This is a genomic window from Pseudomonas frigoris (genome assembly GCF_047758635.1).
Classification (GTDB): Bacteria; Pseudomonadota; Gammaproteobacteria; order Pseudomonadales; family Pseudomonadaceae; genus Aquipseudomonas; species Aquipseudomonas frigoris.
Window position 1 is genome coordinate 6,732,432 of sequence record NZ_CP180479.1, and the last position, 22,520, is coordinate 6,754,951.

Genomic DNA, 22,520 nt, shown 5'->3' on the forward strand with positions numbered 1-22,520 from the left:
AATCTCAGGCCTTGGCGAGTGCCGGTAGATCCCCGATCAATCCCAGCGCTTCACGCACGAACAGCGCCTTGGCTTCGGGCATCTGGTCGACCATCTTCAACCCGGCATTGCGCAACCAGCGCACCGGCAACGGATCAGCCTGGAACAGACGTTCGAAACCCTCCATCGCCGCCATCAACGCCAGGTTGTGAGGCATGCGCCGACGTTCGTAACGGCTGAGCACTTTCACATCCGCCAGACGCTCGCCACGCGTGGCCGCCTGCAACAGCACTTCGGCCAGCACGGCGGCATCGAGAAAACCAAGGTTCACGCCCTGCCCGGCCAATGGGTGAATGGTGTGGGCCGCATCACCGATCAACGCCAATCCTTCAGCCACATAACGCTTGGCATGACGCTGCCGCAACGGCACGCACAGACGCGGATCGGCGCTCAGCACCGAGCCCAGTCGGCCTTCGAAGGCCCGCTCCAGCTCTTTGCAGAAACCTTCGTCATCCAGCGCCATCAGGCGTTCGGCTTCGCTCGGGGTGGTCGACCAGACGATCGAACACCAATCCTGCTGACCGTCACGCTCCAGCGGCAGAAACGCCAGCGGACCGTTGTCGGTGAAACGCTGCCAGGCAGTCATTTGATGAGGCTTGGCGCTGCGCACGCTGGTGACGATCGCGTGGTGCATGTAGTCCCACTCGCGCGTCGCCATACCGGTCAGACGCCGAACGGCGGAATTAGCGCCATCCGCTGCGATCACCAAAGGTGCGCGCAAGGTGCGGCCATCGGCCAGGGTCAGCAGCCAGTCGTCGCCGGAGCGACGCATTTGCTCCAGGCGCGCGTTGGCCAGCATTCCGAGGTCGCAGTCGTGCAAACGGTCGAGCAAGGCGTCCTGAACCACGCGGTTCTCGACGATATGCCCCAGCACGTCGGCATGCACACTGTCCGCCGAAAAATGGATTTGCCCGGTGCCGCTGCCGTCCCAAACGTGCATGTCGGTGTAAGGGCTGCTGCGCCGATTGGCGATGCCGTCCCAGACGCCCAGACGTTCGAGAATCCGCTGGCTGGCAGTCGATAAGGCGCTCACTCGCGGCTCGAACGAAGCCTGGGCATCGAAGGGTTTGACGCTCATCGGGCTACCGTCCAGCAGCAGGACTTCCAGCCCGCTGTCCTGCAACGCCAGCGCCAGGGCACTGCCGACCATTCCGGCCCCGACAATCAGCAGATCTGCGCGCATTTCCATGCTTTAAGCCTGTCTCGCTTGCGGCTTGAGCCGCATATAAAGGGATTTTCCGACCGCCACTTAAGCATCGGGACGCGTACCCAAACCCATGGCCTGCCGCGCGAACCAGCGTTTGGCCGGCGGCAGCAGATCAAGACCGAGCAGACCGATGTTGCGGCCCAGGGAAACCAGCGGTTGAGTGCTGCCGAACAAACGGGTGACCTGATCGGAGAAACCCACAGTCAGGTTCTGATCCAGACGCTGACGCTCGCGGTAGGCCTGCAAGGTCGCAAAGTCTCCGGGAGATGTTTCGCTGGCCAGCAACGCATCGGCCAGCGCTTGAGCATCACGCAAAGACAGGTTGAAACCTTGCCCTGCAATCGGGTGCAGGCTGTGGGCAGCATTGCCGAGAATCGCCAGATGCGGACGCACCTGCTCTTCGGCCTCGATCAATGTCAGCGGGTACAAATGCCGCGCACCAACCTGCTTCAAAGTGCCGAGGCGATAACCGAACACGCCTTGCAACTCGCTGAGGAAGCTCTTTTCATCGAGGGCCGCGAGCCGTTGCGCGTCCATTCCCAATCGAGTCCAGACCAGTGCGCAGCGGTTTTCCGGCAACGGCAACAAGGCCATCGGCCCGTCATCGGTGAAACGCTCGAAGGCCATGCCGTTGTGCGCTTCACTCGGTGTGATGTTGGCAATCAACGCGCTCTGGTTGTACGGGCGCTTTTTGATGCCGATCCCCAGTTGCTCGCGCAGACCGGAACGGCCGCCATCAGCCAGCACCGCAAGATCGCATTCCAGAGTGGTTTCGTCGTTGAGGGTCAGGCGATAGCCATCGATCAGCGGCTCCATGCGCGTGACTTCCGCCGGGCAACGCCAGCTGATCACGTCCTTGTCCAGCCCCTGCCAGAGGCATTGGCCGAGCCAGGCGTTTTCCACCACATAACCCAGCGCCGGAACGCCCTCTTCCATCGCCGACAATCGCGCGGTGGAGAAGCGCCCACGGTCGGACACATGAATTTGCTTGATCGGCTCGGCGCGGCGGGAGATTTCCTGCCACACGCCCAACCGTTGATAAATTTGCTTGGCACCGTAGGACAACGCCGAAGAACGGGCGTCGTAGCTCGGTTGATAAGTATCGCCGGGGGCGAACGGTTCGATCAGCACGATCTTCCAGCCACGAGCCTTGGCTCCGGCCTGAAGTGCCAACGCCAGGCTGGCGCCGACCAGACCGCCACCGATGATTGCCAGATTGACTCGACTCATGCCGCTTGTGCCCGCGCGGCGGCCATCAAGGCCTCGATCTCGGCGACCGTTTTCGGTACGCCTTTGGTCAGGATTTCACAGCCGCTTTTGGTGACCACTACGTCGTCCTCGATGCGCACGCCAATGCCGCGCCATTTCTTCGCTACGTTCTGGTTGCCCGGGGCAATGTAGATGCCCGGTTCCACGGTCAGCGCCATGCCGACTTCCAGCACGCGCCATTCACCGCCGACCTTGTATTCGCCGACATCATGCACATCCATGCCCAGCCAGTGGCCGGCGCGGTGCATGTAAAACGCTTTATAGGCTTCGCTGGCGATCAACTCGTCGACGTCGCCCTGCAACAGGCCCAACTTCACCAACCCGGCAGTAATCACCCGGACCGTGGCTTCGTGGGCTTGATTCCAGTGTTTGTCCGGGGCGATTTCCGCAAACGCAGCTTCTTGCGACGCCAGCACCAACTCGTAGATCGCCTTCTGTTCCGCTGAATACTTGCCGTTGACCGGCCAGGTGCGGGTGATGTCGCTGGCGTAGCAATCGATCTCGCAACCGGCATCGATCAACACCAGATCGCCGTCCTTGAGCACTGCGTCATTCTGCTGGTAATGCAGGATGCAGCTGTTGCGCCCAGCGGCGACGATCGAACCGTAGGCCGGCATTTTCGCCCCGCCCTTGCGGAACTCGTAGTCGAGCTCGGCTTCGAGGCTGAACTCATGCAGCCCGACTCGGCTGGCCTGCATCGCGCGGATGTGTGCCTGGGCGGAAATCCGTGCGGCTTCGCGCATCACTTTCACTTCTGCCGCCGATTTATACAGGCGCATGTCGTGAAGCAGGTGATCCAGAGCAACGAATTCGTTCGGCGGCTGGGCGCCGAGGTGCGCTTTAGAGCGGATCACGTTGATCCAGTCCATCAGGTGCCGGTCGAATTCCGGGTTGCTGCCCATGGCCGAATACACCCGGTCGCGACCTTCGATCAGGCCCGGCAGGATGTCGTCGATGTCGGTGATGGGGAAGGCGTCGTCGGCGCCAAAGTCGCGAATCGCGCCTTCCTGCCCGGCGCGCAAGCCGTCCCACAACTCCCGTTCGGCATTGCGTTCACGGCAGAACAATATGTATTCGCCATGTGAACGCCCTGGCATCAAAACGATGACCGCCTGAGGCTCGGGAAAACCGCTGAGGTACTGGAAGTCGCTGTCTTGACGGTAGACGTGCTCGACGTCGCGGTTGCGGATCGCAACGGCGGCGGCGGGCAGGATGGCGATGCTATTGGGTTCCATCTGCGCCATCAGGGCCTTGCGGCGACGGCTGTATTCCGATTTCGGGATATGAATCATGGGCAGATGGCTTTCCCTGGCACGCGATTAATGCAACGACGGTTTGGCGGCAGCGGGCGCGTCCGGCTTTTTGGTTTCGGTGAACAGCAGCAGCGGCGCGACGCGCAGGTACTCCATCACTTCCATGTAATCGCTTTCGCCGTCGTCGGACTCTTCCAGGGCGTCTTGCACCTGTGAAATAGCCGCCAGATCCTGAAGTACTTCGGTGGCCTCGGTGCTCAGCATGCTGCTGTCACGGCAGTTCAGGCCGAAACCGCTGAGGAAGCCCTGGCACCATTGGCCCAGTGCGGCGGCGCGGTCGGCCAGCGGCTCGTCATCGGTCGGCAGCAGCAGAACGACGGTCACGTCGTCGCCAGTGAGCTCGCCCTTGACCATCTCCTGCAAGCCAATCAAGGCGTTGCGGACATTATCCTGCGGCTCGCTTTCGAGCAGCTCGGCGGCATCAATCAGCCAACCTTCGGCATCGAAACCGGCACCGGCGCAACTGCGGCCGAGCAGCAGGCCATGCAGTTCGGCAGGCGAGGCATTATGACCGCTGGAAGTCAGCAGTTTGGCGAAGGCTTGGTACGGGGAATTCTGAATGGGCATGGGCAGCTAGGCGCCAGACGGCGCTATGTCTAGAATGAAGGCCTTGTATCCTACATCGACAGACTCGCCAAGACTATTAAAGGCTGTCCGCCAGCTATCACCCATCTGACACAATTTCAGTGGACCCAATGGAAGACACCGACCTACAAGCGCTAATGGCCAGACTCGAACTGCTAATTACCCGCGTCGAGCAACTAAAGAGTCAAAACGGACTCCTATTAGCTCAGGAAAAGACCTGGCGCGAGGAACGCGCTCACCTCATTGAAAAGAACGAAATCGCCCGGCGTAAGGTCGAATCAATGATTTCGCGCCTCAAGGCCCTGGAGCAAGACTCATGAGTTCAAGCAATAGCGTTACCGTGCAGATCCTCGATAAAGAATATTCGATCATCTGCCCCCAGGAAGAGCGCAGCAATCTGGTGAGCGCCGCCCGTTACCTGGACGGCAAAATGCGCGAAATCCGCAGCAGCGGCAAAGTCATCGGCGCCGATCGCATCGCCGTGATGGCCGCCCTGAACATCACGCACGACCTTCTGCACAAGGAAGAACGCCCGGATGTGCAGGCCAGCGGCTCGACCCGCGAGCAGGTTCGCGACCTGCTGGATCGCGTCGATCTGGTGCTCGCAACCGATCCGGACGTCACCAAGGGCTGAAACGCGAAACCGCTTGGGGTATACTCGCATCACTCCCTGGGGTGCTTGCCAGTTGGCGATGTCCCTGAGCCGATTTGCTATACCCTGGAGGTTGCACGTTGGGCTGGTGTGCATGTCCGCTAGACGGAAAGCCTTAAAGCCTACTGCATCTTCCACCTTGAACTTTCGGGTTCAAGGGCTAAGTCGACAGCGGTACATCCGGGGAGCCTGATTCCAGTCCGATGCCGGTTTAAATACCGGCATCGGCTTTTTTACCGGTACGCTTTATGTACCCGCACTGCCGAAGCCCGAATTCATGACCGAACCTGCGCTGCTGCCCCGCCCGCAACTTCGACGCATGCTGCGCAAGGCCCGCCGCGCACTGACACCCAGTCAGCAGCGCCAGGCCGCTCGCGGGCTGTACACGCAATTGGCTCAGCACCCGCTGTTTCGCCGCGCAAAACACATCTCCCTTTATCTACCCACCGACGGTGAAATCGATCCGCGTGTTTTGCTGCGTGCCGCTCAGCGTCGAGGCAAGGCAACGTATCTGCCGGTGCTCAGCGCCTGGCCACGAACCAAAATGGTGTTCCAGCGAATTCGCCCCGGTGAAAAACTCAAACCCAACCGCTTTCGTATTCTCGAACCCCGGCACAACCTCGCCCGGCAACGCAAAGTCTGGGCGCTCGATCTGGTGCTGTTGCCATTGGTGGGGTTTGACGATGTCGGCGGACGCCTGGGCATGGGCGGCGGTTTCTATGATCGAAGCCTGGCGTACCTGGCACGACGTAAAAACTGGCGCAAGCCGACGCTATTGGGGCTGGCCCATGAATGTCAGAAGGTCGAACGATTGGCTCAAGCGAGCTGGGATGTGCCGTTACAGGGAACGGTGACAGACAAGGCGCGGTATTTCGCCGGCTAGACGCCACTGGAATCAGCGGCGTCCGAAGACAGTTTCAGCGTTTGAAGGCCGACGGCTGTTGTTGCTGCGCGATTTCGATCGGAGCGTCGGTCTTGTTGCTCCACAGGCTTTGGGCATAGCCGGTGGTCACGACGCCGAGGCCGAACAAAATAACCAAAATCCATAGTAAATCCGGTTTGCGTTTCATCGATTGCCCCCCAAAGGCACATCAACACGATGACAGCAGCGGTTTCCGTTGTAGGTGTAGGCCGTGCAGCAGCGTCAAGCTTAGAAGGCCGGCATTTTGCGACAACGTGAACCGACACGCAAACGCTGGCGTCAACCGACCGTCGGTTTGTCATAAAATTCCCCGACAACTTGCCCACCCACTTCGCAAGGAGCAAAAACCATGGCTTATTGGCTGATGAAATCCGAGCCCGACGAGCTCTCGATCAAGGGCCTGGAGACGCTTGGCAAAGCGCGCTGGGACGGGGTTCGCAACTACCAGGCGCGTAATTTTCTGCGGGCCATGGCGGTGGGCGACGAGTTTTTCTTCTATCACTCCAGCTGCCCCGAACCGGGGATCGCCGGGATCGGAAAGATCGTCGAAGCCGCGTATCCAGACCCGACGGCGCTGGAGCCGGAGAGTCATTACTACGATCCGAAAGCCACGCCAGAGAAAAACGCCTGGAGCGCGATCGATGTCGCGCATGTCGAGACGTTTCCCAAAGTGCTTAAGCTGGATTATCTGAAACAGCAGGCGGCGCTGGCCGAGATGCCGCTGGTGCAGAAAGGCTCGCGACTGTCGGTGATGCCAGTGACGGCCGAGCAGTGGGCGGCGGTGATTGCATTAAGGCCTTGATTGATTAATTGCCTGAAAGAATGCCATCGCGAGCAAGCTCGCTCCCACAGGGGATCTTCAGTGAATGCAGATCCATTGTGGGAGCGAGCTTGCTCGCCATGAGGCCGGTTCAGACAACAAAAGTCTTACTGGATTATCAGGTTGTTGAACAACAGATCCTCAACCACAGGCTTGCCGGTTTCGTCGTTCATGATTTGCTGGGTCTGCTTCAGGGCTTCCTGACGCAGCTTTTCCTTGGCCTCGACGTTGTTCATCGCTTCAGTTGTCTGCTGGGCAAACAACGCCACCAGTTGATTACGAATCAACGGCTCATTGGCTTTCACCAGTTTGGTCGCCTCATCACCGGTCACTCGCAATGCCACATCGGCCTTGTAGACCTTGAGCTTCGGCGTCCCGTCCAGCCCGTAGTTGCCCACGAACGGCGGGCTCAGGGTGATGTAATTGACCTTCGGAGCTGCACCTTCTTTGGCTTCTTCGGCCATCGCTGCCACAGGCAGAGACAGGGCCAGCAACAACATGATCCACGCTTTCACAATTCGCTCCTTATCCGGTTTGCGGCCTAGCATAACGACCCGCCGCTCAAGCACAAGCTTATGGCTGACTATCAGGGCCGGGCATGCTCGTTGACCCATCGACTCACACACCTACACTTATCGGCCATCACTCCCAAAGGAATAGCCCTGATGAAAGCCGTGCTGTGCAAAGCCTTCGGCCCTGCCGAATCGCTGGTGCTGGAAGACGTCGCCAGTCCTGTCGCGAAGAAGAATGAAATCCTGCTGGACGTGCACGCCGCCGGGGTGAATTTCCCGGACACGTTGATCATCGAGGGCAAATATCAGTTCAAGCCGCCCTTCCCGTTTTCTCCGGGCGGCGAAGCGGCTGGCGTGGTCAGCGAAGTAGGCGAAAAGGTCAGCCACCTCAAGGTCGGCGACCGGGTCATGGCGCTGACCGGCTGGGGCAGTTTCGCCGAACAGGTCGCGGTGCCGGGCTATAACGTGCTGCCCATCCCGCCATCGATGGACTTCAACACCGCCGCCGCGTTCAGCATGACCTACGGCACTTCGATGCACGCGCTCAAGCAACGGGGCAACCTGCAACCGGGTGAAACCTTGCTGGTACTCGGCGCTTCCGGCGGTGTCGGTCTGGCCGCCGTGGAAATCGGCAAAGCCATGGGCGCCCGCGTGATCGCCGCCGCCAGCAGCGCCGAAAAACTCGCGGTGGCCAAATCTGCCGGTGCCGATGAGCTGATCAACTACAGCGAAACCAGTCTCAAGGACGAAATCAAGCGCCTGACCGATGGCCAGGGCGCCGACGTGATCTACGACCCGGTCGGTGGCGATCTGTTCGACCAGGCCATCCGCGCCATTGCCTGGAACGGACGCCTGCTGGTGGTCGGCTTCGCCAGCGGTCGCATCCCTGAACTGCCAGTCAATCTCGCGCTACTCAAAGGTGCAGCGGTGGTCGGCGTGTTCTGGGGCTCGTTTGCCCAGCGCCAGCCTCAAGACAACGCGGCGAACTTCCAGCAATTGTTTGGCTGGTTTGCCGAGGGCAAGTTGAAGCCGTTGGTGTCGCAGGTGTATCCCCTGAGCAATGCGGCGCAGGCGATCAATGATCTTGGCCAGCGCAAAGCGGTCGGGAAAGTGGTGGTTCAGGTTCGCTGAGCCCAATGAAGCGGTCTGGACTTCACATGAAGTTGTTCAGACCGCTTTTTATTGTCCGGGACTAAAGCAACTTCCGAATATCCTCCGGCAGCAAACTCATGTACTTGCGGACAGGGCTCGCCCGGCAATCCCTGACGATTTTCGGTACCCGCTTATTCAGCTTGGCAATCAAGGCCAGACGCTGCTCATTCTGCAACTGTGTCGTATAAATCACGTTCGACAGATAGGCGCGAGTGTAATCAAACACCTTTGAATCAACCCACGCATACTCCGGAAAATCCACCAGCGCCTCGTTGAGGTCACGACATCTCAACTGTTTGAGCCAATGGTTAGTGTGAATGGGTGTGTCCAGATCCAGTCTAAAAACCATCGGCGCCGTCACTTCCTGTTCCGCAGGTTTGTCGCTGTCTACCGTCCACGGTTTAAAGCGCCACTGCGCTATCGCCTTCCTGGTCGCTTCGGCCAGATCAGGATGGTCGCTTTGCAGAATGCTCACTTTGCTGACCGAGCCATCGGCATTGGCAGTGAACCTGACTCGAACTTCACCTGTTATCCCGGCCCTGAAAAGCGCCCGTGGGTAAATCGGCTTGGGATTGTTTTCCGGGATCAGAAACACTTCCTGGGCCCGAACACCGACCGACACAACCAGCAAAAGCACACACGTAAACCACCGCATAACCCTCCCCTTCACGACTGAAATGCCAGACCCGGCATCTGCACAAAGGTTAAAGCTCGGTGAGCTGCAACAGAACGCCATGACTTCCCATTCAAACGAAGGACATTTCCCAAAGCCTCGTCCTACCCTGGACCGAAATGCGGCATGAAGACCTGCAAGTAACGTTTCCCACAACGCCCTACATTTATACCTGAGCGACATGTTCATAAAAGAACATGCAATCTCCAGCATTTCCACTATTTGGCCGATGCTAACCGGTGCTATTTTCGGTAACGAAACTGTAACATTCGTATCCGCAGTCAAAACAAGAAATCTGGAGCTCTTGAATGTTTGCTTTCTTTCGTCCTGCCGCACATCAGGCTCCATTGCCTGAAGAAAAAATAGACAACACCTACCGACGCCTTCGCTGGCAGATCTTCGCCGGTATTTTTATCGGCTATGCCGGTTATTACCTGCTGCGCAAAAACTTCTCCCTGGCCATGCCCTATCTGATCGAAGAGGGCTATACCCGCGGTGAGCTGGGCCTGGCGCTGTCGGCCATCGCCATTGCCTACGGCCTGTCCAAGTTCCTGATGGGCATCGTGTCCGACCGTTCCAATCCGCGTTTCTTCCTGCCCTTCGGCCTGTTGGTATCGGCCGGTGTGATGTTCATTTTCGGCTTCGCGCCCTGGGCGACGTCCAGCGTGACCATCATGTTCATCCTGCTCTTTATCAATGGCTGGGCCCAGGGCATGGGCTGGCCACCGAGTGGGCGGACGATGGTGCACTGGTGGTCGCAGAAGGAACGCGGCGGCGTAGTGTCCTTGTGGAACGTGGCGCATAACGTCGGTGGCGGCCTGATCGGCCCGCTGTTCCTGCTCGGCATGGGCCTGTTCAATGACTGGCACGCAGCGTTTTACGTGCCGGCGGCGGTCGCCATGGCGGTGGCGGTGTTTGCCTTCGTCACCATGCGCGACACCCCGCAATCGGTGGGCCTGCCGCCCATCGAGAAGTACAAGAACGACTACCCGGAAGGCTACGACGCCAGCCACGAAGAAGAATTCAGCGCCAAGGAAATCTTCGTCAAATACGTGCTACGCAACAAAATGCTCTGGTACATCGCCCTGGCCAACGTCTTCGTCTACCTGTTGCGCTACGGCGTGCTGGACTGGGCACCGACCTACTTGAAAGAAGCCAAGGGCTTCAACGTGGATAAAACCTCGTGGGCCTACTTCTTCTACGAATGGGCAGGTATTCCGGGCACGCTGTTGTGCGGCTGGATGTCGGACAAGATCTTCCGTGGCAACCGTGGCCTGACCGGCATGGTGTTCATGGCATTGGTGACTGTTGCGACCCTGGTGTACTGGCTCAACCCGGCGGGCAACCCGACAGTCGACATGATCGCGCTCGTCTCGATCGGCTTCCTGATTTACGGCCCGGTGATGCTGATCGGCTTGCAAGCGCTGGAATTGGCACCGAAGAAAGCCGCCGGTACGGCAGCGGGCTTCACGGGCCTGTTCGGTTATCTGGGTGGTTCGGTCGCGGCCAGTGCAGCGATGGGCTACACCGTGGACCACTTCGGCTGGGACGGCGGTTTCGTGCTGCTGATCGGCGCATGCTTACTGGCGATGGCCTTCCTTGCGCCGACGCTGTGGCACAAACAAGTCGCCAGTCAGAGTCGCGAAGCAATCGCCTGATCGGCCTTTGATTTGCAGCGCTTGAGCCGCGCCTCCAGATTCCGGTCTGGCATGGCGTGGCTACGCAGGGCGTGGGCGGTCTGCTCGACATAATCGCGAGTCGTGCCGTAACGCCCGCAAGCGTTTTCGAACACGTGGCTCAGCACGTGATCCGGCAAGTTGCCCGCATAGCTGGGCAGATGCCGCTCCAATACAAACCCCAACGCCTGAACCTGACTTCCGTCTTCAAGACGGCAGTTGAGCCAGTGTGGACGGTAGGACGGGAATGGCATTTCGCGCTGCCAAAGTGCGTAAAGAGACGCTTCAAGTTGTTCTTCAGGCAAGCGATAGGCGAAGCCGCTGCAAGAACCACCGCGATCCAGGCCAAATACCAGCCCAGGCACTTCGGGCGTGCCGCGATGTTCGTGGGACCACAAATACAAACCGCGATGGTAGCCATGCACACGACCGCGCACTCGCTCCACTGCTGCGCATTCGGGACGCCAGATCAGCGAGCCGTAAGCGAACAGCCACACCGGCCCGCCCTTGTGGCGCGCCATCGTCGACTGCATCGAGCTGAGTAATTGTTCGTGCGTGAGCTGCGGCCCCAGATCGAGCCGCGGAGGGTAAGCCAGATTCAAAAAAGCAGATTCAATGGCACTCATGGCGATGAAATTTCGGCCCTGCAATCATTACAAAATATAAGCAACATTCACGTCATAGAACATATAGCAGTAATACTAAAACGAAAAGTGCTAAGAGACGGTCGACCTTCCGGAGCAGCCATAAGCAATCAAATGCAAAAGCTGAAGGCCTGCCCATATACCCTAATATCATTTAGAAAAATTCTTAAATACCGGAATGAAATATACATAAGCATTAGCGCGTCTAGGATAAAGCCCACTTAGGAGAAACCTCCTACACATCCTTCAGTTTTCCCGCCTGTCCGTTGCAGTATGTATGGCGTATAACGGCCACCCACAGGCGCAAGCCAAACTGCCTTACAGGCCTGAACAATGAAAAAACCATGGATTTACGGATTACTTCTGGTGCTTATGGCGCAGCAGTCGCGGGCAGAAGATACCTCCGAGAAAGACACGGGCTCCTGGTATTTGCAGGCCAGCGTCTTTACCAAACACTACTCCGACGACTCCGATCACAATAACAATCAGGAGCTCATCGGCCTTGAGCGTGAGCAAGCGTCCGGTTGGTTGTTTGGTGGCGCAACTTTTCGCAACTCGTTCAGCCAGCGTTCAAATTATGCGTATGCGGGCAAACGCTACGAGAGCGCCGACTATCCCGTGTACTTCAAACTGAGTGGTGGCTTGCTACAAGGTTACAGCGGCAAGTCTAAGGACAAGATCCCCCTGAATCACTTCGGCGTCGCGCCGGTGATCATTCCTTCAATAGGTGCACACTACGGACCGTTGGCAGCCGAGCTGGTGTTGCTCGGCTTCAATGCCGTCATGGTGACGACCGGGGTGCGCTTCTAGAACGGTTCGCCCACCTACGATCGCGGGGCGTAAGCAAATACATCGGCGCGCATTTGATGAGCGTCCATCCCGGCTTCGACCAAAGCATCCAGTGTGCCGTAGACCATGGCCGGAGAGCCGCTGGCGTAGACATGCAAGGATTTCAGATCCGGGAAGTCCTCACACACCGCCTCATGCAACATGCCACAGCGCCCCTGCCAGCCGCATTGATCGCTGACGACTTTATGCAGGAATAGATTGGGCAGTTTCAGCCATTCATCCCAATGTTCGATGTCATAAAAGTCTTCAGGACGACGCACGCCCCAATACAGATGCACCGGATGTTTGAAGCCCGTCGCACGGCAATGTTCGATCAGGCTATGGATCTGGCCCATGCCGGTGCCCGCGGCAATCAGCACCAGCGGACCGTCCGGCAGTTCCGCCAGATGGGTGTCGCCGAACGGCATTTCGATCCGCACCATCGGGTTGCGTTGCAACTGGTCGATCAAGCTCAGCGCACTGCTTTCGCGCGCCAGTACATGGATTTCCAGATCACGCCCGCCATGCGGTGCCGAGGCCAGGGAGAACGCGGATTTCTCGCCGCTCTCGCGCTCGATCATCAAGTACTGACCGGCGTGATAACGCGGCGACTTGCCGGCTGGCGCTCGCAGTCGCACACGCCAGGTATCGCCGCCGACGTCCCTGCATTCAATGACCTGACACGACAAGCTGCGCACCGGCAATTCTCCCAGCGCGAGCACGCCATCCCACAGCACGATGCAGTCTTCCAGCGGCTCTGCTATGCAAGTGTAGAACTCGCCATGGTCGCGCACACCGCCTTCCTGTTCGACCCGCCCTTCCACCAGCAGTGCGGCGCACACGTGGCAATTGCCGTTTCGACAGCTTTGCGGGCATTCATAGCCCAGACGCCGCGCGCCATCGAGAATCCGCTCGCCGGGCAGAATCTGTAGCACTGCTCCGGAGGGCTGCAAGGTTACACGCATCAATCTATTCCTAACTGATTCCAGATGGCATCGATCCGCTGGGTAACGGCTTCGTCCTTGACGATCACCCGGCCCCACTCGCGAGTGGTTTCGCCCGGCCATTTATGCGTGGCATCGAGCCCCATCTTCGAACCCAGGCCGGAAACCGGCGAGGCGAAGTCCAGGTAATCGATCGGCGTGTTGTCGATCATCACCGTGTCGCGCTTGGGGTCCATGCGCGTGGTGATGGCCCAGATCACGTCGTTCCAGTCGCGTGCGTTGATATCGTCGTCAGTGACGATAACGAACTTGGTGTACATGAACTGTCGCAAAAACGACCAGACACCGAGCATTACCCGCTTGGCATGGCCGGGATACGACTTCTTCATGGTCACGATGGCCATGCGGTACGAGCAGCCTTCGGGCGGCAGGTAGAAGTCGGTGATCTCGGGGAACTGCTTCTGCAGGATCGGCACGAACACTTCGTTCAGCGCCACGCCGAGAATCGCCGGCTCATCCGGCGGACGGCCGGTGTAGGTGCTGTGGTAGATCGGTTTGATGCGGTGGGTGATGCGCTCGACAGTGAACACCGGGAAGCTATCGACTTCGTTGTAGTAACCGGTGTGGTCGCCGTACGGACCTTCGTCGGCCATCTCGCCCGGATGGATCACGCCTTCAAGGATGATCTCGGCGGTCGCCGGCACTTGCAGGTCGTTGCCACGGCACTTCACCAGCTCGGTGCGATTGCCACGCAATAAACCAGCGAAAGCATATTCGGAAAGGCTGTCCGGCACAGGCGTTACAGCGCCAAGAATGGTCGCCGGGTCGGCGCCGAGCGCCACGGACACCGGGAACGGTTGACCAGGATGCTTCTCGCACCACTCGCGGTAATCCAGCGCGCCGCCACGATGGCTCAGCCAGCGCATGATGACCTTGTTGCGGCCAATCACTTGCTGACGGTAGATACCGAGATTCTGGCGATCCTTGTTCGGCCCTTTGGTGACGGTCAGGCCCCAGGTGATCAGCGGGCCGACGTCGCCCGGCCAGCAGGTCTGCACCGGCAGCATCGCGAGGTCGACGTCGTCGCCTTCGATGACCACTTCCTGGCAGACCGCATCTTTGACCACCTTCGGAGCCATGGCGATGATCTTGCGGAAGATCGGCAGCTTGGACCAGGCATCTTTCAGGCCTTTCGGTGGCTCGGGCTCCTTGAGGAACGCCAGCAGCTTGCCGATCTCGCGCAATTCGCTGACCGCCTCTGCGCCCATGCCCAGGGCCACGCGCTCAGGGGTGCCAAACAGATTGCCGAGCACCGGGATGTCATAACCCGTGGGCTTTTCGAAAAGCAGAGCCGGACCTTTGGCACGCAGGGTGCGGTCGCATACCTCGGTCATTTCGAGCACTGGGGACACCGGAACCTGGATGCGCTTGAGTTCGCCGCGCTTTTCCAGGCCGCTGATAAAGTCGCGCAAGTCGCGATACTGCATGCGTGAGCCTCGTGTTGGCCGAGCCGTTCGGGGGTGGCAGTTTAGCGCCGAACCCCTCTATTCAGAACCACGAACTGCCGGTTCATCAAAAATCAGATAGCAAAAAGCCGGGTTTCCCCGGCTCTGGTGCCCTGTATGGCTGTCTCTGTTAGTCAACTTCGGCGCCGCAAGCTCATATCCTGCGGCATCCGAATTTGAACTAACGAGACAGCCACACAGGGCACAGCCCTTATCGACTTACTTGCGTTTCATCGACAGGAAGAACTCATCGTTGGTCTTGGTCGTTTTCAGCTTGTCGACCAGGAATTCGATGGCAGCGATTTCGTCCATCGGGTGCAACAGCTTGCGAAGGATCCACATGCGTTGCAACTCGTCATCGGCTGTCAGCAACTCTTCGCGGCGGGTGCCGGAACGGTTGATGTTGATGGCCGGGAAGACGCGTTTTTCGGCGATACGACGATCCAGCGGCAGTTCCATGTTGCCCGTGCCTTTGAATTCTTCGTAGATCACTTCGTCCATCTTCGAGCCGGTTTCAACCAGCGCGGTGGCGATGATGGTCAGCGAACCGCCTTCTTCGATGTTCCGCGCGGCGCCGAAGAAACGTTTCGGTTTCTCCAGGGCGTGGGCATCGACACCACCGGTGAGTACTTTGCCGGAGCTCGGGATCACGGTGTTGTAGGCGCGAGCCAGACGGGTGATGGAGTCGAGCAGGATCACCACATCCTTCTTGTGTTCGACCAGGCGCTTGGCCTTCTCGATCACCATTTCGGCAACCTGCACGTGGCGGGTTGGCGGCTCATCGAACGTCGAGGCAACCACTTCGCCGCGCACAGTGCGCTGCATTTCGGTCACTTCTTCCGGACGTTCGTCGATCAGCAATACGATCAGATGAACTTCAGGATTGTTACGCGCGATGTTGGCTGCGATGTTCTGCAGCATGATGGTTTTACCGGCTTTCGGCGGTGCAACGATCAGACCGCGCTGGCCTTTGCCGATCGGGGCGCACAGGTCGATGACACGACCGGTCAAGTCTTCGGTGGAACCGTTGCCGGCTTCCATCTTCATGCGCACGGTCGGGAACAGCGGGGTCAGGTTCTCGAAGAGAATCTTGTTTTTCGCGTTCTCGGGACGATCGTAGTTGATCGTGTCGACCTTGAGCAGCGCGAAATAACGCTCGCCTTCCTTTGGGGGACGGATCTTGCCAACGATGGTGTCACCGGTGCGCAAGTTGAAGCGACGGATCTGACTCGGCGAGACGTAGATATCGTCTGGGCCGGCGAGATAGGAAGCGTCAGCGGAGCGAAGGAAGCCGAAGCCGTCCTGGAGAATCTCCAGCACGCCATCACCGGAGATTTCCTCGCCGCTTTTAGCGTGCTTTTTGAGCAGGGAGAAAATCACGTCCTGCTTGCGCGAACGGGCCATATTTTCTATGCCCATCTGTTCGGCCAATTCGAGCAGTTCGGTAATCGGCTTTTGCTTGAGTTCAGTCAGATTCATATAGGAATGACGTAATCATTTATGGAGGGGGGGAAATTAAGCTTTTGGCTTAATGAGGCCGCGCCGCAGAGAAGGCGACAGGATCGCGTACTTATTCGAAAAGGAGTGCGTCGGCGACGGCTAGCAGGGGGCAGTGGAGAAACCAGTGCGGGGCCGAATGTACCACCTGAGTTTCGGAGCGTCTAGCCCTCAATAACGAAAAGGCCCCGCGATGTGCGGGGCCTTTTTGATGACGCTTTAAACGACGCTTAGATGTTGGCGTCGAGGAAGGCAGCCAGTTGCGACTTCGACAGCGCGCCAACCTTGGTGGCTTCAACGTTGCCGTTCTTGAACAGCATCAGAGTCGGGATACCACGCACGCCATGCTTGGCCGGAGTTTCCTGGTTTTCGTCGATGTTCAGTTTGGCAACGGTCAGCTTGCCTTTGTAGGTTTCAGCAATTTCGTCCAGAACAGGAGCGATCATTTTGCAAGGGCCGCACCATTCAGCCCAGTAGTCGACCAGTACAGCGCCTTCGGCCTTGAGGACGTCGACGTCGAAGCTAGCGTCGGTGACGTGTTTAATAAGATCGCTGCTCATGGAAGTCTCCAGGTTGTAAGCAAAAAAACGTGGCCCATCATAGCCGCCCTTCCCTCGTTCAGGAAGGTGCAGATGATTGAGTCTCACTATGGTGCCGCATGAGTTTGGGTATAGCCCAAGTCACGAGGTGGCGGGAGCGACGAAGGCAATTCCTGTGCGCAGTGCCGCGTTACGCACATGTTCGTGCATGGCCTTCTGCGCTGCGCCGGACGCCCGCCGGGCCAGTGCGCGGAGGATTTTGCGGTGTTCCTGCCAGGTTTCCATGGCCCGTTCCGCCCGGATGAACGGTAGTTTCTGGCTCTCTAGAAAAATGTCGGCGCTGGCCGTCAGAATGCTCAGCATCGCCTGATTGCCGCTCGCCAGCAGGATGCGCCGGTGAAACTCGAAATCCAGTCGCGCCGCGGCCTCGAAGTCGCCGGCCTTCAATTCGATGCGCATGGCGGCGACGTTATCTTCCAGTGCATCGAGCTCGTGAGTACTCAGGGTCACCGCGGCCAAACCGGCAGCGAAGCCTTCCAGGGCATAGCGCAACTGGAAGATGTCCAGCGGCGAGGCCTGGGCCGCGAACGGCCAACTCAGCCCCGCATCACCTCGCGGCAAATCAACCGGTGACTGCACGAACACGCCTTTGCCCGGCTGGATGCTGATCACGCCCAGCGCACTCAGCGACGACAACGCCTCTCTCAGCGACGCCCGACTGACCCCTAATTGCACCGCCAAATCCCGTTGCGAGGGCAAGGCATCGCCCGGCCCGAAACCTTGCTCGGTGATCAGTTTGCGGATGGCTTGCAACGCCACTTCAGGTACGGCTCGGGAGATCGAGTTCATGGTTTTTCAGAGAAACCGGGCTAATGAGCGGCTAGTTGTAAAGCTATTCGCGACGCCCGGCAAGTCGTGCCCCATGGGGGTTCGGCGAATTCCAGCGATGCGCTATCGGGGTGCGAAACCGCGCACGACTGTTCAGACCAGTAAGACCGAGCAACACCAGCAAAACCGTGGCCTTGCGCCCCCAAAACCCGATGTTGGCATGGCCCGTGCTCTGTCGATCCGCAGCATTCATTCCTCGCCGATTCGGAGATTTGCCATGACCCAGCGTTACAGCGCCCTCCTCGCAGCCCTGTTTGCCAGCCTGATGCTGAGCCAGGCGCCCGCCCACGCCGACGGTCTGGAGGATGTGGTCAAGCGCGGCGTCCTCAAGGTTGCCGTGCCTCAGGACTTCCCGCCCTTCGGCTCGGTCGGCCCGGACATGAAACCGCGCGGCCTGGACATCGATACTGCAAAACTGCTGGCCGACCAACTCAAGGTCAAACTCGAGCTGACGCCGGTCAACAGCACCAACCGCATTCCGTTCCTGACCACCGGCAAGGTCGATCTGGTGATCTCCAGCCTCGGCAAGAACCCCGAGCGGGAGAAGGTCATCGACTTCTCCCGTGCCTACGCGCCGTTTTACCTCGCCGTATTCGGTCCGCCGGATGCCGACATCAAAGGCCTGGACGACCTCAAGGGCAAAACCATCAGCGTCACCCGGGGTGCCATCGAAGACATCGAGTTGACCAAAGTCGCGCCCGAAGGCGTGAACATCAAGCGCTTCGAAGACAACAACTCGACCATCGCCGCTTACCTCGCCGGGCAAGTCGATCTGATCGCCAGCGGCAACGTGGTGATGGTGACCATCAGCGAGCGCAACCCGAAACGCATTCCGGCGCTGAAAGTGAAGCTCAAGGATTCGCCGGTCTATGTCGGCGTGAACAAAAACGAGCCGGCGCTGCTGGACAAGGTCAACCAGATCCTCGCCACCGCCAAGACCGACGGCGCGCTGGAGAAGAACTCCCGGACCTGGCTCAAAGAGCCGCTGCCGGCCGATCTCTGACTGTCGCGCGACGCCGTTTAAACAAGGAGCCTAAACATGGCTTATCAGTTCGATTTCATTCCGGTGGTGCAAAACACCGACCTGCTGCTGCGCGGTGCGCTGTTCACCCTTGAACTGACGGCCATCGGCGCGGTGCTCGGGGTGGGTCTGGGCACCGTCGGGGCGCTGGTGCGGGCGTGGAACATCCGCCCGTTCGCCGGCATTTTTGGGGTCTACGTCGAGTTGATCCGCAACACGCCATTTCTGGTGCAGTTGTTTTTCATCTTCTTCGGCCTGCCGTCACTGGGTGTGCAGATTTCGGAATGGCAGGCGGCGGTGCTGGCGATGGTGATCAACCTCGGCGCCTATTCCACCGAGATCATCCGCGCCGGCATCCAGGCAATCCCTCGAGGACAGCTTGAAGCCGCTGCGGCGCTGGCAATGACGCGCTTCGAAGCCTTTCGCCACGTGGTGCTGCTGCCGGCGCTGGGCAAGGTTTGGCCGGCATTGAGCAGCCAGATCATCATCGTGATGCTGGGTTCGGCGGTCTGCTCGCAGATCGCCACCGAAGAGCTGAGCTTCGCCGCCAACTTCATTCAGTCGCGCAACTTCCGCGCCTTTGAAACCTATGCGCTGACCACGCTGGTCTACCTGTGCATGGCGCTAATGATCCGCCAATTGCTGAACTGGATTGGTCGCCGCTACATAGCCCGGAGCAGCCAATGAGCGATTTCACATTCTGGGACGTCGTACGCAACCTGCTCACCGGCCTGCAATGGACCCTGGCGCTGTCGCTGGTGGCGTTTATCGGTGGCGGACTGATCGGCTTGTTGATCATGGTCATGCGCATCTCGAAGAAATCCCTGCCGCGCAGCTTCGCACGCACCTACATCGAGCTGTTCCAGGGCACGCCGCTGTTGATGCAGCTGTTTCTGGTGTTCTTCGGTGTGGCGTTGGCCGGGGTGGAGATTTCGCCGTGGATGGCCGCGGCGATTGCCCTGACGCTGTTCACCAGCGCCTACCTGGCGGAGATCTGGCGTGGTTGCGTCGAATCGATCCCCAACGGCCAGTGGGAAGCCTCGTCGAGCCTGGCGCTCAATCCTCTGGAGCAACTGCGCTACGTGATCCTGCCGCAAGCGCTTCGAATCGCCGTGGCGCCGACCGTGGGCTTCTCCGTGCAAGTGGTCAAAGGCACCGCCGTCACCTCGATCATCGGCTTCACCGAACTGACCAAGACCGGCGGCATGCTCGCCAACGCGACCTTCGAACCGTTCATGGTCTACGGCCTCGTGGCCCTCGGTTACTTCCTGCTCTGCTACCCCTTGTCCCTCAGTGCCCGCTACCTGGAAAGGAGACTGCATGCCTCTGCTTAGAATTTCCGCTTTGCATAAATATTACGGCGATCACCATGTACTCAAAGGCATCGACCTGAGCGTCGAGGAAGGCCAGGTGGTGGCGATCATCGGCCGCAGCGGCTCGGGGAAATCCACCTTGCTGCGCACCCTCAATGGCCTGGAATCGATCAACGACGGCGTGATTGAAGTCGACGGCGACTACCTCGACGCCGCTCGTGCCGATCTGCGCAGCTTGCGACAGAAAGTCGGGATGGTGTTTCAGCAGTTCAACCTGTTCCCGCACCTGACGGTCGGCGAGAACGTGATGCTCGCACCGCAAGTGGTGCAGAAAGTACCGAAAGCCAAAGCGGCCGAACTGGCGCGGGAGATGTTGGAGCGGGTCGGGCTGGGGGAGAAATTCGATGCCTTCCCGGATCGGTTGTCTGGCGGGCAGCAACAGCGGGTGGCGATTGCCCGGGCGCTGGCGATGTCACCGAAGGTCTTGCTGTGCGATGAGATTACTTCGGCGCTGGACCCGGAATTGGTCAATGAAGTGCTGAGCGTGGTCCGGCAACTGGCCAAGGAAGGGATGACGTTGATTATGGTCACCCACGAAATGCGTTTTGCCCGGGAGGTTGGGGATAAGTTGGTGTTCATGCATCAGGGCAAGGTGCATGAGGTCGGGGATCCGAAGATTCTGTTCGCGAATCCGCAGACGGCGGAGCTGGCGAATTTTATCGGGACGGTTGAGGCGGCGGGCTGATCGATCTTCGGCGCCTGCGAGGCAGCTTTCGCGAGCAAGCCCGCTCCCACAGTTGACCGCGTTCTTACTGAGGTACTCGGTTGAATGTGGGAGCGGGCTTGCTCGCGAAGGGGCCATCAGCAACACCGCAAATATTCCCGCGGTAAAAGATCGCAGCCTTCGGCAGCTCCTACGCGTTGGCGGCAGCGTTTGATCGTGGCACGATGTCGAGGTTATCGACCGAGACCCCCTGACCATGCCGCAATCTCAAGCCAAGAATCTGTCCCTGATCGCCGCAATCGACCTGGGCTCCAACAGCTTTCACATGGTCGTGGCCAAGGCCCAGAACGGCGAAATCCGTATTCTCGAGCGTCTCGGGGAGAAGGTTCAGCTGGCCGCAGGCATCGACGATGAGCGCCAGCTCAGTGAAGAATCCATGCAACGCGGGCTCGATTGCCTTAAGCGTTTTGCCCAACTGATCAACGGTATGCCGCCCGGCGCCGTGCGGATCGTCGGCACCAACGCCCTGCGTGAAGCCCGCAACCGTGGCGAATTTATCCGCCGCGCTGAAGAAATCCTTGGCCACCCGGTGGAAGTCATCTCCGGTCGTGAAGAAGCCCGCCTGATTTACCTCGGCGTTTCCCACACCCTCGCCGACACCCCGGGCAAACGCCTGGTGGCCGACATCGGCGGCGGCAGTACCGAATTCATCATCGGCCAGCGCTTCGAACCGCTGCTGCGCGAAAGCCTGCAAATGGGCTGCGTCAGCTACACCCAGCGCTATTTCAAGGACGGCAAGATCACCCCGGCCCGCTACGCCCAGGCGTACACCGCGGCGCGGCTGGAGATCATGAGCATCGAACACGCCCTGCACCGCCTGACCTGGGATGAAGCCATCGGCTCCTCGGGCACCATTCGCGCCATCGGTCTGGCGCTCAAGGCGGGCGGACACGGCACCGGCGAGGTCAATGCCGAAGGCCTGGCCTGGCTCAAACGCAAGCTGTTCAAACTCGGCGACGTCGAGAAGATCGATTTCGAAGGCATCAAGCCCGACCGCCGGGCGATCTTCCCTGCCGGCCTGGCGATTCTCGAAGCGATCTTCGACGCGCTCGAGCTGCAACGCATGGACCACTGCGAAGGCGCCCTGCGTGAAGGCGTGCTCTATGATCTGTTGGGCCGTCATCATCACGAAGACGTCCGTGAGCGCACCCTCAGCTCGTTGATGGAGCGTTATCACGTCGATCTGGAACAAGCGGCGCGGGTTGAGCGCAAGGCGTTGCATGCCTTCGATCAAGTGGCTGAGGATTGGGATCTGGATGACGGCGTCTGGCGCGAATTGCTCGGCTGGGCCGCCAAGGTCCATGAAGTGGGCCTGGACATCGCCCACTATCACTACCACAAGCACGGCGCCTACCTGATCGAGCATTCGGACCTGGCCGGGTTCTCCCGCGAAGACCAACTGATGCTCGCGCTACTGGTACGTGGCCACCGCCGCAATATCCCCCGGGACAAGTTTGCCGACTTCGGCGATGAAGGCATCAAGCTGATTCGCCTGTGCGTGCTGCTGCGCTTTGCGATTCTGTTCCATCACATTCGCGGCACCCAGGAAATGCCCCAAGTCGTGCTGCAGGCCAATGGCGACAGCCTGGATGTGTTGTTCCCGGAAAACTGGCTGGACGAAAACCAGCTGACTCAGGCCGACTTCGGCCTGGAAGCGGAGTGGCTGACCCGCGTCGGCTTTGTGCTTAACGTCCGCTGAAATTGAAAAAGGCCTTCTTCGGAAGGCCTTTTTTGTGT

The 22,520-nt window shown here is 59.3% G+C and carries 25 protein-coding genes and 1 other RNA gene; 13 read left to right on the top strand and 13 right to left on the bottom strand.

Features of this window, described 5'->3' with window-relative positions; genetic code table 11:
- Positions 1-4: 4 nt before the first annotated feature.
- The 4 genes from ACMXYH_RS31085 to ACMXYH_RS31100 form a co-directional block, all read right to left on the bottom strand.
- The gene (locus ACMXYH_RS31085) at positions 5-1,222 is read right to left on the bottom strand and encodes a 2-octaprenyl-3-methyl-6-methoxy-1,4-benzoquinol hydroxylase (protein WP_415767769.1); all 1,218 of its coding nucleotides are present in this window, start codon (positions 1,220-1,222) and stop codon (positions 5-7) included.
- A gap of 66 nt (positions 1,223-1,288) precedes the next feature.
- Entirely contained in the window at positions 1,289-2,476 is a 1,188-nt protein-coding gene (gene ubiH / locus ACMXYH_RS31090) for a 2-octaprenyl-6-methoxyphenyl hydroxylase (RefSeq protein ID WP_033060622.1), read from the bottom strand.
- Positions 2,473-3,807, bottom strand: a complete 1,335-nt coding sequence (pepP, locus tag ACMXYH_RS31095; protein ID WP_129440145.1) for a Xaa-Pro aminopeptidase — start codon at positions 3,805-3,807, stop codon at positions 2,473-2,475. Before pepP ends, ubiH begins: the two co-directional genes overlap by 4 nt.
- 27 nt (positions 3,808-3,834) lie before the next feature.
- Entirely contained in the window at positions 3,835-4,395 is a 561-nt protein-coding gene (locus ACMXYH_RS31100; RefSeq protein ID WP_129440143.1) for a YecA family protein, read from the bottom strand.
- A gap of 128 nt (positions 4,396-4,523) precedes the next feature.
- Here ACMXYH_RS31100 and ACMXYH_RS31105 point away from each other — a divergent pair, with 128 nt between their 5' ends.
- The 4 genes from ACMXYH_RS31105 to ACMXYH_RS31120 all read left to right on the top strand — a co-directional run bounded on the left by ACMXYH_RS31105 (position 4,524) and on the right by ACMXYH_RS31120 (position 5,948).
- On the top strand, positions 4,524-4,733 hold the full coding sequence (locus ACMXYH_RS31105; protein WP_007982902.1) for a TIGR02449 family protein: 210 nt from the start codon (positions 4,524-4,526) through the stop codon (positions 4,731-4,733).
- The gene (locus tag ACMXYH_RS31110; RefSeq protein ID WP_007942435.1) at positions 4,730-5,047 is read left to right on the top strand and encodes a cell division protein ZapA; all 318 of its coding nucleotides are present in this window, start codon (positions 4,730-4,732) and stop codon (positions 5,045-5,047) included. The genes ACMXYH_RS31105 and ACMXYH_RS31110 overlap by 4 nt, the downstream gene beginning before the upstream one ends.
- A 30-nt stretch (positions 5,048-5,077) precedes the next feature.
- A non-coding RNA gene (gene ssrS / locus ACMXYH_RS31115) (6S RNA) lies at positions 5,078-5,256 on the top strand.
- Positions 5,257-5,342: 86 nt separating this feature from the next.
- On the top strand, positions 5,343-5,948 hold the full coding sequence (locus tag ACMXYH_RS31120) for a 5-formyltetrahydrofolate cyclo-ligase (protein WP_129440141.1): 606 nt from the start codon (positions 5,343-5,345) through the stop codon (positions 5,946-5,948).
- A 34-nt stretch (positions 5,949-5,982) separates the two neighbouring features.
- Here the strand turns inward: ACMXYH_RS31120 and ACMXYH_RS31125 are convergent, their stop codons facing one another.
- A complete protein-coding gene (locus tag ACMXYH_RS31125) occupies positions 5,983-6,135 on the bottom strand; it encodes a hypothetical protein (protein WP_008024268.1) in 153 nt (50 codons plus the stop codon).
- A gap of 201 nt (positions 6,136-6,336) precedes the next feature.
- On the opposite strand from ACMXYH_RS31125, the gene ACMXYH_RS31130 reads away from it, so the two are divergent.
- Complete coding sequence (locus ACMXYH_RS31130) at positions 6,337-6,789, top strand: EVE domain-containing protein (protein WP_415765897.1); 453 nt, start codon at positions 6,337-6,339, stop codon at positions 6,787-6,789.
- A 125-nt stretch (positions 6,790-6,914) separates the two neighbouring features.
- On the opposite strand, the gene ACMXYH_RS31135 is transcribed toward ACMXYH_RS31130, so the two are convergent.
- Entirely contained in the window at positions 6,915-7,322 is a 408-nt protein-coding gene (locus tag ACMXYH_RS31135) for a flagellar basal body-associated protein FliL (RefSeq protein WP_033060630.1), read from the bottom strand.
- 150 nt (positions 7,323-7,472) lie between these two features.
- Between ACMXYH_RS31135 and ACMXYH_RS31140 the strand changes: the two genes are divergently transcribed.
- Positions 7,473-8,450, top strand: coding sequence for an NADPH:quinone oxidoreductase family protein (locus ACMXYH_RS31140; RefSeq protein WP_415765898.1), 978 nt, complete (start codon positions 7,473-7,475; stop codon positions 8,448-8,450).
- Positions 8,451-8,511: 61 nt separating this feature from the next.
- On the opposite strand, the gene ACMXYH_RS31145 is transcribed toward ACMXYH_RS31140, so the two are convergent.
- Positions 8,512-9,126: an energy transducer TonB gene (locus ACMXYH_RS31145; protein ID WP_415765899.1), complete on the bottom strand. Its 615-nt coding sequence runs from the start codon at positions 9,124-9,126 to the stop codon at positions 8,512-8,514.
- Positions 9,127-9,452: 326 nt separating this feature from the next.
- Between ACMXYH_RS31145 and glpT the strand changes: the two genes are divergently transcribed.
- Entirely contained in the window at positions 9,453-10,802 is a 1,350-nt protein-coding gene (gene glpT, locus ACMXYH_RS31150) for a glycerol-3-phosphate transporter (protein WP_129440133.1), read from the top strand.
- Here glpT and ACMXYH_RS31155 read toward each other — a convergent pair.
- Complete coding sequence (locus ACMXYH_RS31155) at positions 10,778-11,446, bottom strand: gamma-glutamylcyclotransferase (RefSeq protein WP_129440131.1); 669 nt, start codon at positions 11,444-11,446, stop codon at positions 10,778-10,780. The two genes, glpT and ACMXYH_RS31155, sit on opposite strands and share 25 nt — an antisense overlap.
- A 351-nt stretch (positions 11,447-11,797) precedes the next feature.
- Between ACMXYH_RS31155 and ACMXYH_RS31160 the strand changes: the two genes are divergently transcribed.
- Positions 11,798-12,274 (top strand): sn-glycerol-3-phosphate transporter, encoded by a 477-nt coding sequence (locus ACMXYH_RS31160; RefSeq protein ID WP_165353253.1) that lies wholly within the window; start codon positions 11,798-11,800, stop codon positions 12,272-12,274.
- A 14-nt stretch (positions 12,275-12,288) separates the two neighbouring features.
- On the opposite strand, the gene ACMXYH_RS31165 is transcribed toward ACMXYH_RS31160, so the two are convergent.
- The 5 genes from ACMXYH_RS31165 to ACMXYH_RS31185 all read right to left on the bottom strand — a co-directional run bounded on the left by ACMXYH_RS31165 (position 12,289) and on the right by ACMXYH_RS31185 (position 17,626).
- Positions 12,289-13,257, bottom strand: a complete 969-nt coding sequence (locus ACMXYH_RS31165; protein ID WP_415765900.1) for a CDP-6-deoxy-delta-3,4-glucoseen reductase — start codon at positions 13,255-13,257, stop codon at positions 12,289-12,291.
- Positions 13,257-14,723, bottom strand: coding sequence for a 4-hydroxy-3-polyprenylbenzoate decarboxylase (ubiD, locus tag ACMXYH_RS31170; protein ID WP_056738783.1), 1,467 nt, complete (start codon positions 14,721-14,723; stop codon positions 13,257-13,259). The genes ACMXYH_RS31165 and ubiD overlap by 1 nt, the downstream gene beginning before the upstream one ends.
- 237 nt (positions 14,724-14,960) lie before the next feature.
- Positions 14,961-16,220 (bottom strand): transcription termination factor Rho, encoded by a 1,260-nt coding sequence (rho, locus tag ACMXYH_RS31175; RefSeq protein ID WP_007942421.1) that lies wholly within the window; start codon positions 16,218-16,220, stop codon positions 14,961-14,963.
- Between the two features lie 248 nt (positions 16,221-16,468).
- The gene (gene trxA, locus ACMXYH_RS31180; protein ID WP_008150340.1) at positions 16,469-16,798 is read right to left on the bottom strand and encodes a thioredoxin TrxA; all 330 of its coding nucleotides are present in this window, start codon (positions 16,796-16,798) and stop codon (positions 16,469-16,471) included.
- 120 nt (positions 16,799-16,918) lie between these two features.
- Complete coding sequence (locus tag ACMXYH_RS31185) at positions 16,919-17,626, bottom strand: FadR/GntR family transcriptional regulator (RefSeq protein ID WP_095126982.1); 708 nt, start codon at positions 17,624-17,626, stop codon at positions 16,919-16,921.
- Between the two features lie 256 nt (positions 17,627-17,882).
- Between ACMXYH_RS31185 and ACMXYH_RS31190 the strand changes: the two genes are divergently transcribed.
- The 5 genes from ACMXYH_RS31190 to ppx all read left to right on the top strand — a co-directional run bounded on the left by ACMXYH_RS31190 (position 17,883) and on the right by ppx (position 22,482).
- Positions 17,883-18,668, top strand: a complete 786-nt coding sequence (locus tag ACMXYH_RS31190; RefSeq protein WP_415767770.1) for a transporter substrate-binding domain-containing protein — start codon at positions 17,883-17,885, stop codon at positions 18,666-18,668.
- 36 nt (positions 18,669-18,704) lie between these two features.
- The gene (locus tag ACMXYH_RS31195; protein WP_129440117.1) at positions 18,705-19,373 is read left to right on the top strand and encodes an amino acid ABC transporter permease; all 669 of its coding nucleotides are present in this window, start codon (positions 18,705-18,707) and stop codon (positions 19,371-19,373) included.
- Complete coding sequence (locus ACMXYH_RS31200) at positions 19,370-20,020, top strand: amino acid ABC transporter permease (protein ID WP_033060645.1); 651 nt, start codon at positions 19,370-19,372, stop codon at positions 20,018-20,020. The genes ACMXYH_RS31195 and ACMXYH_RS31200 overlap by 4 nt, the downstream gene beginning before the upstream one ends.
- The gene (locus ACMXYH_RS31205) at positions 20,007-20,744 is read left to right on the top strand and encodes an amino acid ABC transporter ATP-binding protein (RefSeq protein ID WP_149631192.1); all 738 of its coding nucleotides are present in this window, start codon (positions 20,007-20,009) and stop codon (positions 20,742-20,744) included. Before ACMXYH_RS31200 ends, ACMXYH_RS31205 begins: the two co-directional genes overlap by 14 nt.
- 235 nt (positions 20,745-20,979) lie before the next feature.
- A complete protein-coding gene (ppx, locus tag ACMXYH_RS31210; protein WP_415765901.1) occupies positions 20,980-22,482 on the top strand; it encodes an exopolyphosphatase in 1,503 nt (500 codons plus the stop codon).
- Positions 22,483-22,520: the final 38 nt, after the last annotated feature.

Bases quoted from the DNA above. Each gene is read 5' to 3' on its own strand.
- ACMXYH_RS31085 (WP_415767769.1), bottom strand. From the start codon at position 1,222: ATGCGCGCAGATCTGCTGATTGTCGGGGCCGGAATGGTCGGCAGTGCC.
- ubiH (WP_033060622.1), bottom strand. From the start codon at position 2,476: ATGAGTCGAGTCAATCTGGCAATCATCGGTGGCGGTCTGGTCGGCGCC.
- pepP (WP_129440145.1), bottom strand. From the start codon at position 3,807: ATGATTCATATCCCGAAATCGGAATACAGCCGTCGCCGCAAGGCCCTG.
- ACMXYH_RS31100 (WP_129440143.1), bottom strand. From the start codon at position 4,395: ATGCCCATTCAGAATTCCCCGTACCAAGCCTTCGCCAAACTGCTGACT.
- ACMXYH_RS31105 (WP_007982902.1), top strand. From the start codon at position 4,524: ATGGAAGACACCGACCTACAAGCGCTAATGGCCAGACTCGAACTGCTA.
- ACMXYH_RS31110 (WP_007942435.1), top strand. From the start codon at position 4,730: ATGAGTTCAAGCAATAGCGTTACCGTGCAGATCCTCGATAAAGAATAT.
- ACMXYH_RS31120 (WP_129440141.1), top strand. From the start codon at position 5,343: ATGACCGAACCTGCGCTGCTGCCCCGCCCGCAACTTCGACGCATGCTG.
- ACMXYH_RS31125 (WP_008024268.1), bottom strand. From the start codon at position 6,135: ATGAAACGCAAACCGGATTTACTATGGATTTTGGTTATTTTGTTCGGC.
- ACMXYH_RS31130 (WP_415765897.1), top strand. From the start codon at position 6,337: ATGGCTTATTGGCTGATGAAATCCGAGCCCGACGAGCTCTCGATCAAG.
- ACMXYH_RS31140 (WP_415765898.1), top strand. From the start codon at position 7,473: ATGAAAGCCGTGCTGTGCAAAGCCTTCGGCCCTGCCGAATCGCTGGTG.
- ACMXYH_RS31145 (WP_415765899.1), bottom strand. From the start codon at position 9,126: ATGCGGTGGTTTACGTGTGTGCTTTTGCTGGTTGTGTCGGTCGGTGTT.
- glpT (WP_129440133.1), top strand. From the start codon at position 9,453: ATGTTTGCTTTCTTTCGTCCTGCCGCACATCAGGCTCCATTGCCTGAA.
- ACMXYH_RS31155 (WP_129440131.1), bottom strand. From the start codon at position 11,446: ATGAGTGCCATTGAATCTGCTTTTTTGAATCTGGCTTACCCTCCGCGG.
- ACMXYH_RS31160 (WP_165353253.1), top strand. From the start codon at position 11,798: ATGAAAAAACCATGGATTTACGGATTACTTCTGGTGCTTATGGCGCAG.
- ACMXYH_RS31165 (WP_415765900.1), bottom strand. From the start codon at position 13,257: ATGCGTGTAACCTTGCAGCCCTCCGGAGCAGTGCTACAGATTCTGCCC.
- ubiD (WP_056738783.1), bottom strand. From the start codon at position 14,723: ATGCAGTATCGCGACTTGCGCGACTTTATCAGCGGCCTGGAAAAGCGC.
- rho (WP_007942421.1), bottom strand. From the start codon at position 16,220: ATGAATCTGACTGAACTCAAGCAAAAGCCGATTACCGAACTGCTCGAA.
- trxA (WP_008150340.1), bottom strand. From the start codon at position 16,798: ATGAGCAGCGATCTTATTAAACACGTCACCGACGCTAGCTTCGACGTC.
- ACMXYH_RS31185 (WP_095126982.1), bottom strand. From the start codon at position 17,626: ATGAACTCGATCTCCCGAGCCGTACCTGAAGTGGCGTTGCAAGCCATC.
- ACMXYH_RS31190 (WP_415767770.1), top strand. From the start codon at position 17,883: ATGACCCAGCGTTACAGCGCCCTCCTCGCAGCCCTGTTTGCCAGCCTG.
- ACMXYH_RS31195 (WP_129440117.1), top strand. From the start codon at position 18,705: ATGGCTTATCAGTTCGATTTCATTCCGGTGGTGCAAAACACCGACCTG.
- ACMXYH_RS31200 (WP_033060645.1), top strand. From the start codon at position 19,370: ATGAGCGATTTCACATTCTGGGACGTCGTACGCAACCTGCTCACCGGC.
- ACMXYH_RS31205 (WP_149631192.1), top strand. From the start codon at position 20,007: ATGCCTCTGCTTAGAATTTCCGCTTTGCATAAATATTACGGCGATCAC.
- ppx (WP_415765901.1), top strand. From the start codon at position 20,980: ATGCCGCAATCTCAAGCCAAGAATCTGTCCCTGATCGCCGCAATCGAC.